Annotated in this window: 13 protein-coding genes; 11 read left to right on the top strand and 2 right to left on the bottom strand. The window is 54.8% G+C overall.

The features are described 5' to 3' along the window. Positions 1-4: 4 nt before the first annotated feature. From hyaC to ACLJPQ_RS07160, 9 genes are all read left to right on the top strand, one after another. A complete protein-coding gene (hyaC, locus tag ACLJPQ_RS07200; protein WP_000147031.1) occupies positions 5-736 on the top strand; it encodes a Ni/Fe-hydrogenase b-type cytochrome subunit in 732 nt (243 codons plus the stop codon). Further along, entirely contained in the window at positions 733-1,329 is a 597-nt protein-coding gene (hyaD, locus tag ACLJPQ_RS07195; RefSeq protein WP_000993793.1) for a hydrogenase 1 maturation protease, read from the top strand. Before hyaC ends, hyaD begins: the two co-directional genes overlap by 4 nt. Continuing rightward, on the top strand, positions 1,319-1,723 hold the full coding sequence (gene hyaE / locus ACLJPQ_RS07190; protein WP_080185022.1) for a hydrogenase-1 operon protein HyaE: 405 nt from the start codon (positions 1,319-1,321) through the stop codon (positions 1,721-1,723). The genes hyaD and hyaE overlap by 11 nt, the downstream gene beginning before the upstream one ends. Beyond that, positions 1,720-2,568, top strand: coding sequence for a hydrogenase expression/formation protein (locus tag ACLJPQ_RS07185; protein ID WP_080185023.1), 849 nt, complete (start codon positions 1,720-1,722; stop codon positions 2,566-2,568). The genes hyaE and ACLJPQ_RS07185 overlap by 4 nt, the downstream gene beginning before the upstream one ends. 74 nt (positions 2,569-2,642) lie before the next feature. Continuing rightward, positions 2,643-4,187: a cytochrome bd-II oxidase subunit 1 gene (appC, locus tag ACLJPQ_RS07180; protein WP_080185024.1), complete on the top strand. Its 1,545-nt coding sequence runs from the start codon at positions 2,643-2,645 to the stop codon at positions 4,185-4,187. Positions 4,188-4,198: 11 nt separating this feature from the next. Beyond that, on the top strand, positions 4,199-5,335 hold the full coding sequence (appB, locus tag ACLJPQ_RS07175) for a cytochrome d ubiquinol oxidase subunit II (protein ID WP_000888110.1): 1,137 nt from the start codon (positions 4,199-4,201) through the stop codon (positions 5,333-5,335). A gap of 12 nt (positions 5,336-5,347) precedes the next feature. Continuing rightward, a complete protein-coding gene (gene cbdX / locus ACLJPQ_RS07170; RefSeq protein WP_000270301.1) occupies positions 5,348-5,437 on the top strand; it encodes a cytochrome bd-II oxidase subunit CbdX in 90 nt (29 codons plus the stop codon). A 394-nt stretch (positions 5,438-5,831) separates the two neighbouring features. Then, positions 5,832-7,106, top strand: a complete 1,275-nt coding sequence (locus ACLJPQ_RS07165) for a Glu/Leu/Phe/Val family dehydrogenase (protein WP_001526439.1) — start codon at positions 5,832-5,834, stop codon at positions 7,104-7,106. Between the two features lie 213 nt (positions 7,107-7,319). Then, complete coding sequence (locus tag ACLJPQ_RS07160) at positions 7,320-9,032, top strand: alpha,alpha-trehalase (RefSeq protein ID WP_000612829.1); 1,713 nt, start codon at positions 7,320-7,322, stop codon at positions 9,030-9,032. A 62-nt stretch (positions 9,033-9,094) separates the two neighbouring features. Here ACLJPQ_RS07160 and ACLJPQ_RS07155 read toward each other — a convergent pair whose 3' ends face one another. Continuing rightward, positions 9,095-9,349 (bottom strand): GlsB/YeaQ/YmgE family stress response membrane protein, encoded by a 255-nt coding sequence (locus ACLJPQ_RS07155; protein WP_000511320.1) that lies wholly within the window; start codon positions 9,347-9,349, stop codon positions 9,095-9,097. A gap of 168 nt (positions 9,350-9,517) precedes the next feature. Between ACLJPQ_RS07155 and ycgR the strand changes: the two genes are divergently transcribed. Continuing rightward, positions 9,518-10,252, top strand: a complete 735-nt coding sequence (gene ycgR / locus ACLJPQ_RS07150; protein WP_000017415.1) for a flagellar brake protein YcgR — start codon at positions 9,518-9,520, stop codon at positions 10,250-10,252. Between the two features lie 13 nt (positions 10,253-10,265). Here ycgR and emtA read toward each other — a convergent pair whose 3' ends face one another. After that, positions 10,266-10,877 (bottom strand): membrane-bound lytic murein transglycosylase EmtA, encoded by a 612-nt coding sequence (gene emtA, locus ACLJPQ_RS07145; RefSeq protein ID WP_000776974.1) that lies wholly within the window; start codon positions 10,875-10,877, stop codon positions 10,266-10,268. Positions 10,878-11,048: 171 nt separating this feature from the next. On the opposite strand from emtA, the gene ldcA reads away from it, so the two are divergent. Continuing rightward, positions 11,049-11,963 carry a muramoyltetrapeptide carboxypeptidase gene (ldcA, locus tag ACLJPQ_RS07140; RefSeq protein WP_000051613.1) on the top strand — a complete coding sequence of 305 codons (915 nt, stop codon included), beginning with the start codon at positions 11,049-11,051 and terminating at the stop codon, positions 11,961-11,963. Positions 11,964-11,985 lie beyond the last annotated feature (22 nt).

Raw genomic sequence — 11,985 nt, 5'->3', positions numbered from 1 at the left:
AACGATGACTGGAAAGCTATCTCCACGCGTCGGGGAGGCGCGTGATACTGCCGTCAGCCACTATGTGTTTGAAGCGCCGGTACGCCTATGGCACTGGCTAACGGTGGCCTGCATGTTGGTACTGATGGTAACAGGCTACTTCATTGGCCGGCCCTTGCCGTCGGTGAGTGGCGAGGCGACCTATCTGTTTTACATGGGCTATATCCGGCTGATCCACTTTGCCGCCGCGATGATCTTTACCGTGTTACTGCTGGGGCGAATTTATTGGGCCTGTGTCGGCAACCGCTATTCGCGAGAGCTGTTTATCGTCCCGGTCTGGCGTCGTAGTTGGTGGCAAGGCGCTTTCTCCGTGGTCCGCTGGTATCTGTTTCTGGAGAAAAAACCGGGGAGCGACATCGGACATAACCCTGTCGCGCAGGCCGCGATGTTCGGCTATTTCCTGTTGTCGGTATTTATGATCCTCACCGGTTTCGCTCTGTTTGGCGAGCATAGCCAGTACGCCATCTTTGCGCCGTTCCGCTATGTGGTTGAATTTTTCTACTGGACCGGCGGCAACTCCATCGATATTCACAGCTGGCACCGACTGGGCATGTGGCTGATCGCCGCCTTCATCGTCGGGCACGTTTACCTCGCTATCCGGGAAGACATTATGTCCGACGATACGGTGATCTCCACCATGATCAATGGCTATCGCAGCCATAAATTCCCCAAACCGCACGACAAGGAGCCCTCATGAATGCGCAACGCATAGTGGTGATGGGGTTAGGAAACCTGCTGTGGGCCGATGAAGGATTCGGTATCCGGGTCGCGGAGCGTTTGTATGCCCGATATCACTGGCCTGAAGAGGTGGAAATTGTGGACGGCGGTACGCAAGGGCTAAACCTGTTAGGTTATGTAGAGCAAGCCAGCCATCTCCTGCTCCTTGACGCGATCGATTACGGCCTGGCGCCGGGCAGCCTGCGAACCTATGCCGGCGAGAAAATCCCCGCGTATCTCAGCGCCAAAAAAATGAGTCTGCATCAAAACAGTTTTTCCGAAGTTCTGGCGCTGGCCGACATCCGCGGGCATCTGCCCTGTCACATAGCGCTGGTCGGTCTGCAACCGGCGCAACTGGACGACTATGGCGGTAGCCTGAGCGAAATAGCTCGCAGCCAGCTACCGGCGGCGGAACAGGCCGCCCTGGCGCAACTGGCCGCCTGGGGGATCGTACCGCAGGCAAACGAGGTCGCACGCTGCCTGAACTATAAATGCCTGTCGATGGAAAATTATGAGGGAGTGCGCATACGTCAGTATCAGACACGTCTGGAGGGCAAAAGAAGTGGCGAATGACACCCCGTTCTCTGCGCTATGGCAACGCCTGTTAACCCGTGGATGGCAACCGGTAGAGGCTTCCACGGTAGACGACTGGATCAAACGGGTTGGAGATGGCGTCATCCTGTTAAGTAGCGATCCGCGGCGTACGCCGGAAGTCAGCGATAACCCGGTGATGATTGCCGAACTCCTGCGTGAGTTCCCGCCGTTTGACTGGCAGGTGGCGGTGGCCGACCTTGAACAAAGCGAAGCTATCGGCGATCGCTTTAATGTTCGTCGGTTTCCGGCGACGTTGGTTTTTACAGACGGCGAGCTACGCGGCGCGCTCAGCGGCATTCATCCCTGGGCTGAACTGCTCACGCTGATGCGTTCGATGGTTGACACTCCCGCAGCGCAGGAGACAGTACAATGAGCAACTCCTTTTTTCATCTGCTGGGGCCAGGTACGCAGCCTGATGACGCCAGTTTCTCGATGAATCCCTTACCGCTCACCTGTCAGGTCAATGGCGACCCAAGTATGGCGGCGCTGGAGCGCTGCGCTCACAGCCCGGCGGTGATGGCATTGTTGACCGATCTGCGAGGTCAGCTTGCCCGGCGCATTCCGGAAGTCGGCGACGTGCTGGGATGGGAGTTATCTCCCCTGAATGCCGATGATCTCTCATTCCTCAATACGCTATTGGGCGAAGGCGAAGTCTCGGTACGCATTCAGCATCCGGACGGGAGTGAAAGCGAGATCCAGGAGACCATCTTCTGCGGCCTGTGGCGGGTACGCCATCTGCATAACCGACGTCTGCTGACGGATCGTCTGGAAGCGGGTAGCGCGCCCCTGACATTATGGCAAGCGGCGACTGCCGATACGCTGCCTGACGACTCTCTGCTGCCTCCGCCTGTCGCTGGCCTGATGAATGGACTGCCGCTGGCCCATGAGTTATTGGCGCACGTACGCGATCCGGCGTTGCAACCTCACAGCATCAATTTGACCCAACTGCCGCTCAGCGAGGCCGATCGTCTTTTTCTGGCGCGTTTATGCGGACACGGGAATATTCAGATTCGCATCTCCGGGTATGGCGAAAGCCAAATCAACGCCACAGCATTGCGCCATCTCTGGCATGTGCGCTGTCTGGACGCCCTTAAAGGGCCGTTGCTCGATAGCTATGAGATTTGTCCTTTGCCGGAGCTGGTACTGGCGGCCCCGGAAGATCTGGCCGATTCGCGCCAGCGCCTGGATGAAGTCTGCCGATGGCTGGAGACGCGCTAGCGCTCTCAACAGGAACGTCACCGGAGTCCGGTACTGATTAGCTTTTTACTCTCTTTCTGCCTACAGGAGTTAGCATGTGGGATGTCATTGACTTGTCGCGCTGGCAGTTTGCGCTGACCGCGCTGTATCACTTTTTATTTGTTCCTCTTACGCTTGGGCTGATTTTTTTGCTGGCCGTCATGGAGACGATCTATGTGGTGACGGGGAAAACCGTCTACCGCGATATGACGCGTTTCTGGGGCAAGCTCTTCGGGATCAATTTTGCTCTCGGTGTGGCTACCGGCCTGACCATGGAGTTTCAGTTCGGGACTAACTGGTCGCTCTATTCCAACTATGTGGGCGATATTTTCGGCGCGCCGCTGGCGATGGAAGCGTTACTGGCCTTTTTTCTCGAATCCACTTTTGTCGGTCTGTTCTTTTTCGGCTGGCAGCGGCTGAATAAATACCAACACCTGCTGGTCACCTGGCTGGTGGCCTTCGGCTCCAATATTTCAGCATTATGGATTCTGAATGCCAATGGCTGGATGCAGTATCCTACCGGCGCTCATTTCAACATCGATACGTTACGGATGGAAATGAGCAGCTTCAGCGATCTGGTCTTTAACCCGGTGAGCCAGGTGAAATTCGTCCATACCGTCATGTCCGGTTATGTCACCGGCGCCATGTTTATTATGTCCATCAGCGCCTGGTATCTGTTACGTGGCCGCGAGCGTGAGGTGGCCTTGCGCTCGTTTGCTATCGGCTCAGTATTCGGCACCCTGGCCATTCTGGGAACCCTGCAACTGGGGGACAGTTCGGCCTACGAGGTCGCCCGAATTCAGCCGGTGAAACTGGCGGCGATGGAAGGCGAATGGCAAACCGAACCCGCGCCCGCGCCGTTTCATCTGATTGCCTGGCCGCAGCAGGAACAGGAGCGTAATGCATTTGCCGTGAAGATCCCTGCTCTGCTGGGTATTCTGGCCACCCATTCGCTGGATACGCCAGTTCCGGGGTTAAAAAACCTGATGGACGACGCTCTGCCGCGCCTGAAGCGTGGCCGGGAGGCCTGGCTGTTCATGCAGGAGATAGCGCAAGGCAATCGCTCGCCGCAGGTACTGAATGCGTTTCACGCCGTTGAGGGCGATCTGGGGTACGGCATTCTGCTGGCGAAATATGCCCCGGATATGAACCATGTGACGCCGGAGCAGTATCGTGCGGCCCAGCGTGGCGCTATTCCTCAGGTGGCGCCGGTGTTCTGGAGTTTCCGTATTATGGTCGGCTGCGGTTCGCTGCTGTTAGTGGTGATGTTGATTGCGTTGATACAGACGCTGCGAATGCGTATCGACCAGCATCGCTGGGTATTGCGTATGACGCTGTGGAGCCTGCCGTTACCGTGGATTGCCATTGAAGCCGGTTGGTTTATGACGGAGTTTGGCCGTCAGCCCTGGGCGATTCAGGACATTCTGCCGACCTGGTACGCTCACTCCGCGCTGACGCCGGGCCAGTTGGCCTTCTCAATGGGGCTTATCCTCGGACTTTACACCCTGTTTTTAATCGCGGAAGTCTATCTGATGCAGAAGTACGCGCGTCTTGGGCCGAGCGCCATGCAACATCAACAACAAGCGCAACAACAGGGATAAAGGAGACAATCATGTTGGATTATGAAACGCTGCGGTTCATTTGGTGGCTGCTGATCGGCGTCATCCTGGTGGCATTTATGGTAACTGACGGGTTTGATATGGGTGTCGGTTGCCTGCTCCCGCTGATAGCGCGCAACGATGACGAACGCCGGGTATTGATCAATAGCGTCGGCGCCCACTGGGAAGGAAACCAGGTATGGTTGATTCTCGCGGGCGGGGCATTATTCGCCGCCTGGCCACGGGTCTATGCCGCCGCGTTTTCCGGTTTTTATGTGGCGATGATCCTGGTGCTGTGTGCCCTCTTCTTTCGCCCGCTGGCCTTTGATTATCGGGGAAAAATCGCCAATGCCCGCTGGCGCGCGCTGTGGGATACCGGTCTGGTTATCGGCAGCCTGGTTCCCCCCGTTGTATTCGGCATCGCGTTCGGCAACCTGTTTTTAGGCGTGCCGTTTGCCTTCACGCCGCAGCTTCATGTTGACTATTTTGGTACCTTCTGGCAGTTACTCTCGCCCTTTGCACTACTGTGTGGATTATTGAGCCTGTCGTTGGTGATTATGCAAGGAGGCGTCTGGTTACAGTTGAAAACGGAGGGCGTTATTCGTCAACGGGCTCTGTCGGCCACCCGCCACAGCGCGCTGCTGATCGTGATCTGCTTCCTGCTGGCCGGTTACTGGCTGTGGGCCGGCGTTGATGGCTTTGTCTTACTCACGCAGGATGCCAACGGCCCTTCCAATCCGCTCTTAAAAGGCGTGGCGATACTCCCTGGCGCATGGATGAACCACTTTATACGCTCGCCGCTACTGCTCATCATCCCGTTGCTCGGTATGATCCTGCCGATTCTGGCTTTCTATGCCTGCCTTCGCGGTCAGACTATTCGTGGATTTCTGTTCGCTTCCCTGACCCAGGCCTGCGTCATCTTTACCGCCGGCATAACGCTATTTCCTTTTGTGATGCCGTCGAGTGTTAGTCCTCTCTCCAGCCTGACGGTGTGGGACAGCACCTCCAGCCAGATGACGCTCGAAATCATGCTGGTGATTGTGCTGATTTTTCTGCCGATCGTACTGCTCTATACGCTGTGGAGCTATTACAAAATGTTGGGGCGTATCAACCTGGAGACCCTCCGCCGCAACGATCATGAACTTTATTAGGGAGCGGGAGCGATGTGGTATTTACTGTGGTTTGTCGGCATTCTGCTGATGTGCTCACTGTCGACGCTGGCGCTGGTATGGCTTGAGTCGCGTCAACAATAAAGAGGTAAACCGGGGTCAGCGCCGTCTGACTCCGGTTATTTTTATCTTTTTACGCGCCTGGTGAAGACGTTTCCCCGCCGACAGGACGACATAACATTGATACATGTCGTTATCATAATGTTTACTTTTAGAGGTGCGTCATAATTATGACAAATAGCCGTCTTGCACATATTACGCATATTTAAGCAATTAATTGCATAATTAGCGATATATCACCTCTTATAGCGGATAGTTAACCACTTCCCATCCAAAATCACAACGAAAATCCAACTGCCTGCCATTTTTGATCTGAGTTAATTGTTTAAAAAAGTGTTAAATTTATCGCTACATGGTGTGATCTACTATGTACCACGGTCAATTAAAGAACATATTACTTTTATCACTAAGGTTTATCATGGATAAGTTATCTTACGCTTCAGATAGCAGCACATCTGCCTGGAATACCTACCTGCAACAAATCGAGCGTGTGGCCCCTTATCTGGGCGAGTTATCCCCTTGGGTGGATACTCTGCGCCACCCAAAACGCGCTCTGATCGTCGATATTCCGGTACAAATGGATGATGGCACTATTCGTCATTTCGAAGGATATCGCGTGCAGCACAACCTCTCCCGAGGTCCGGGTAAAGGCGGTGTTCGCTACCATCCTGACGTTGATCTCAATGAAGTGATGGCCCTGTCAGCATGGATGACCATCAAATGTGCCGCGCTGAATCTGCCGTACGGCGGCGCCAAAGGCGGCATCCGCGTCGATCCGTTCTCGCTGTCGGAAGGTGAACTGGAGCGTTTGACCCGCCGCTATACCAGCGAGATCGGCATTATCATCGGGCCGCAGAAAGATATTCCTGCGCCGGATGTCGGCACCAACGGTAAAGTGATGGCCTGGATGATGGATACGTATTCCATGAATCATGGCACGACGGTCACTGGCGTCGTCACCGGTAAGCCTATCCATCTTGGCGGTTCGCTGGGCCGTGAAAAAGCGACGGGGCGCGGCGTTTTCGTCAGCGGGCTGGAAGCCGCGCGTCGGGCGAATATCGCCGTTGAAGGCGCTCGCGTTGCGGTTCAGGGTTTTGGTAACGTCGGCAGCGAAGCCGCGCGTCTGTTTGCAGGCGCTGGCGCCCGTGTCGTGGCGATTCAGGATCATACCGCGACCCTGTTTAACGCCACCGGTATTGACATGAAAGCGCTCACGGCATGGCAGACAGAACACAAACAGATAGCCGGTTTCCCGGGCGCGGAAACTATCGCCAGCGATGCGTTCTGGCGTCTGGAGATGGATATTCTGATCCCGGCGGCGCTTGAAGGCCAGATAACTCGTCAGCGCGCGGAAGCCCTGACGTGTAAGCTGGTGCTGGAAGGGGCTAACGGCCCGACCTATCCGGATGCTGATGATGTTCTGGCCAGCCGTGGTATCCTTGTGGTGCCTGACGTGGTCTGTAACGCAGGCGGCGTAACCGTCAGCTACTTCGAATGGGTACAAGATATGGCCAGCTTCTTCTGGAGCGAAGAAGAGATCAACGCGCGCATGGACAAAATCATGACCGACGCGATCGTCCATGTCTGGGAGAAAGCGGCTGAGAAATCCTGTTCTCTGCGCACCGCAGCCTATATTGTCGCCTGTGAGCGCATTCTGTTGGCCCGTAAAGATCGCGGTATCTATCCGGGTTAAGGCTACAAGTTATTGCGCTAAAATCCACGTCCCGGCGTGGATTTTTTGTCTGTATACCCCGTTTTCCACGCGCGCGCCGATAAATTCTGTCTCAATAAAATGTCTGTTTGTTCGCAAAATAGCGGTTCAATCACGCGTATCTGGTCATCGTAGACTAAGGTTTTGTCATGGTAAATGCCGTTGGCTTTGGCTCACCGCTAAGGAGATAACTTGATGATACCCCCAGAGATTCGCCGTTCTGTTCTACTGCAGAAAGCCATAAAACTGGCGCTGGCAGGGACGCTGCTGACGTTTGCATCGTTTTCGGCGACTGCCGCAGACCCGTCTTCCGACACTGAAACTCCGCAGCCGCCGGATATTTTGCTTGGCCCGCTCTTTAATGATGTCCAGAATGCAAAACTCTTCCCCGATCAGAAAACCTTTGCTGACGCCATACCTAATAGCGATCCGCTCATGATTCTTGCGGATTATCGTATGCAGCGGAACCAGTCCGGCTTCGATTTGCGTCATTTTGTTGATGTTAACTTCACCCTGCCGAAAGCGGGTGAAAAATATGTCCCGCCGGCCGGACAGTCATTGCGTGAACATATTGATGGCCTGTGGCCGGTGCTGACCCGTTCAACTAAAAACGTCGAAAAGTGGGACTCGCTCTTGCCGTTGCCTGAATCCTATGTCGTACCGGGTGGGCGATTCAGAGAGATTTACTACTGGGACAGCTACTTTACGATGCTGGGGCTGGCGGAAAGCGGGCACTGGGATAAGGTGGCGGATATGGTAGCGAACTTTGGTTACGAAATTGACGCCTGGGGGCATATTCCTAACGGCAACCGTACCTACTACCTGAGTCGTTCGCAGCCGCCTTTCTTTGCGTTTATGGTTGAGTTACTGGCGCAACATGAAGGTGACGATGCGCTGAAAGAATACCTGCCGCAACTGCAAAAAGAGTACGCCTACTGGATGGAGGGCGTTGAGACATTGCAGCCAGGGCAACAAAACCAACGCGTCGTCAAACTGGAAGACGGCAGCGTTCTCAACCGCTACTGGGATGATCGGGATACGCCCCGCCCTGAATCCTGGGTTGAAGATATCGCTACCGCCAAAAGCAACCCCAACCGCCCGGCAACGGAGATCTATCGGGACCTCCGATCTGCCGCCGCCTCCGGCTGGGATTTCAGCTCCCGCTGGATGGATAATCCGCAGCAGCTCAGTACCATTCGTACCACCACGATTGTCCCTGTCGATCTTAACGCTCTGCTGTATCAGCTGGAGAAAACCCTCGCCCGCGCCAGCGCTGCGGCGGGCGATCGGGCCAAAGCCTCGCAATATGACGCGCTGGCCAACGCGCGGCAAAAAGCCATTGAAATGCATCTGTGGAATAACAAAGAGGGTTGGTATGCCGACTACGATCTGCAGAACAATAAAATCCGTGACCAACTCACCGCTGCCGCGCTGTTCCCGCTCTATGTAAACGCCGCCGCGAAAGATCGCGCCGCGAAAGTGGCGGCGGCGGCCCAGGCGCATCTGCTACAGCCTGGCGGGCTGGCTACCACCTCGGTTAAAAGCGGACAGCAGTGGGATGCGCCAAACGGCTGGGCGCCGTTACAATGGGTCGCTGCCGAAGGATTGCAAAATTATGGGCAGGATGACGTGGCAATGGAAGTCACCTGGCGCTTTTTAACCAATGTGCAGCACACCTACGATCGCGAGAAAAAACTGGTCGAAAAATATGATGTCAGCAGTACCGGAACCGGCGGTGGCGGCGGCGAATATCCCCTTCAGGACGGCTTTGGCTGGACCAACGGCGTGACGCTGAAAATGCTCGATCTGATTTGTCCGCAGGAAAAACCGTGCGATAGCGTACCGTCTACTCGTCCGGCATCGTTAAGCGCAACGCCGACAAAAACGCCGTCTGCAGCGACGCAGTAACGCGTGTTTATAGTAGGTTGACCCGGTGCTGACCGGGTCAACGCTTACACGTTCTGCAGCGGTTAGCCGCGTCGCAGAAGGCGGAAAATCACCAGCACCACGATCGCGCCCACCACAGCGACCAGGAAACTGTGCAGATTAAAGCCGCTGATACTGCCGCCAATACCAAACATCGTCGCCAGCCATCCGCCAACGACCGCCCCGACGATACCGAGAATACAGGTCAGGATAAATCCCCCGCCATCGCGCCCCGGCATAAGCAATTTGGCGATAACGCCGGCAATCAAACCAAAAATAATCCAGGCGATAATTCCCATTTGCAAACCCTCTTTCCAGTAAAAACGTTTTAAGTATAGGCAAAGTCGAGCGTCGCATTTCTGAACACTGATTTATCTCGCGGACATAAAAATTTATTTATCGCTATTAAGTTCTTTCTACTGATGCCGATAACCCAACGATAGTCTGCGTATCAGGGGTTATTTCGTGTGAGTGGTTACAATGAGCAGTTCCTGAAAAAAAATCCATTAGCGATATTAGGCGTGCTACGGGATTTAAATAAAAATCAGGTTCCACTGCGTATTTCATGGGCGCATGGTCAATTCATCAGTAAAATTTTGGCGGTAGACCCGGAAAAACTCATCGTGGATTACGGCAGCCAGGAATACGAAAATAGCGCCGTATTACGTGCCGGGCAGGTAGCCATTATCGCAGAAACGCAGGGCGCAAAAGTCGAGTTCACGTTGCCGCAACTCGTTACAGGCGAATATCAGCGGCTGCCGGCCTTTATCACGCCCCTGCCGTCGTCACTGTGGTTTGTCCAGCGCCGGGAGTATTTTCGCATTGGCGCGCCGCTGTATCCGCCTTATTACGGCGTCACCACGCTACCGGACACCCGTACGTTACGTTTTCGCCTGTTTGATCTTTCCCTGGGCGGCATGGGCGCGCTACTGGAATCCGCCATCCCCGACGGACTAATCGAAGGCGCACGCTTTTCGCAGGTTGAACTGAACATGGGGCCATGGGGGATTTTTCACGTTGACGCCCAGCTTATCTCCATCAGCGAGCGTAAGGTGATTGATGGGAAAAATGAAACGATCACCACTCCCCGCCTGAGCTTTCGTTTCCTTAACGTTAGCCCGGCGGTGGAGCGGGAGTTGCAGCGGATTATTTTTTCGCTTGAGCGCGAGGCCCGAGAAAGAGCGAATAAAGTGCGAGAATAATCTTCACGCTAAACTACATGGCGTCCAGCGCCTGCTGAAGCTTCCAGATATAGCGCGGCGCCTGCGGCGCGGGATGATTATCAACAACATGCTCAAAAAACTCGTCCGCATCCAGATCGTTAATTTTTTCTATCGCCTTCTTCCTGTCGGATGAAAAAGTACGCAATAACGCGCCTGCGCCGTTAGCATAAGAGACGACCAGCGCATATTGCATCACCTGCGGATCTTTGATGCCGGCCAGCGGCCCATTTTCCAGAATGCTCAGATACGCCGCGCCCATTGAGATGTTACGCTCAGGGTTTTTCAGCTCGCTGGTGGTCGGTTCGCCACGCCAGCCCATGCGACGGTAAACGTCGCGCCCGGAGGTCGACGCCTTTAACTGCATCAGGCCAATCGCATTGGATTTACTGACCGCGTTAGGGTTGCCGCCGGATTCAATGGCGATAATCGCGGTGATTAAATGCGGATCAACCCCCCATGCCGCCCCGGCTTTTTCACTGATGGGCATCCACTGCATCGCACGCTTTACAGGCACTTCGGCATTCCACGGCGGATTCCTGTAATCCTGTTTTGAGCTACAGCCAGCCAGTATTACTACCAAAAAAGCAAACCATCTTAATTTCACGTCATCTATCCTTATAGCCGTAACTTATCTGCCGAAGAGGTTATAACCGCCCCGTCCAGGCACTTAGGTTGCCTCCCTGGTGCGCATCCAGAAACGTCGCACAACGAGGGACATCGCCTAATATATGCGGCATGATATACATTTGCATTCTATTGTCAGCAAGGAATTACCATGTCTCTGTTTCATTTAATCGCCCCCTCGGGCTACTGTATTAACCAACAGGCCGCGTTACGCGGCGTTCAGCGCCTGACTGACGCGGGTCATCAGGTGGAGAATGACGAGGTGATTCGTCGCCGCTATCAGCGTTTTGCCGGTACGGACGCGGAACGGCTGGCCGATGTTAATTCGCTGGCCTCGCTAACTTCGCCGGATACGATCGTCATGCCGGTTCGCGGCGGCTATGGCGCCAGCCGCTTGCTGGATCGTATCGACTGGCAGGCGCTCGCCTCCCGGCAACAGCGCGATCCCTTACTGATTTGCGGTCATAGCGATTTTACGGCGATTCAGGCTGGACTCCTGGCGCAGGCCAATGTCATCACCTTTAGCGGTCCTATGCTGGCGGCAAATTTTGGCGCCGAAACGCTGAATACGTTCACCGAGCAACATTTCTGGCTGGCGCTACGCAAGGCGCAATTTACCGTAGAGTGGCAAGGCGACGGCCCTCAGTGCGACGTACAGGGCACCTTATGGGGCGGAAATCTGGCGATGTTGATTTCCCTTATCGGTACGCCCTGGATGCCGACTATCGATAAAGGAATTTTAGTGCTGGAAGATGTCAATGAGCATCCTTTCCGGGTGGAGCGTATGCTTTTGCAACTGGAGTACGCCGGAATTTTAAACCGCCAGAGCGCCATCGTTCTCGGCAGCTTTAGCGGCGCGGCGCCCAACGAGTATGACGCCGGCTATTCTCTGGAGAGCGTCTACGCGTTTTTACGTTCCCGTCTGTCCGTTCCGCTGATTACCGGTCTCGACTTCGGGCATGAACAGCGTACGGTAACGCTCCCTATCGGGGCAAACGCGACGCTTAAAAATACGCGCCAGGGGACTCAACTCACTTTATCTGGTCATCCTACGCTGCAATTGTAAAAAAAGTCCCCGACAGGCTAAG

The sequence above is a fragment of the Salmonella sp. SAL04213 genome (genome assembly GCF_046550535.1).
In the GTDB taxonomy this organism is placed as follows: domain Bacteria; phylum Pseudomonadota; class Gammaproteobacteria; order Enterobacterales; family Enterobacteriaceae; genus Salmonella; species Salmonella enterica.
The sequence above is the reverse complement of the archived record's forward strand: the minus strand, read 5'-3'. Positions and strand labels throughout refer to the sequence as shown.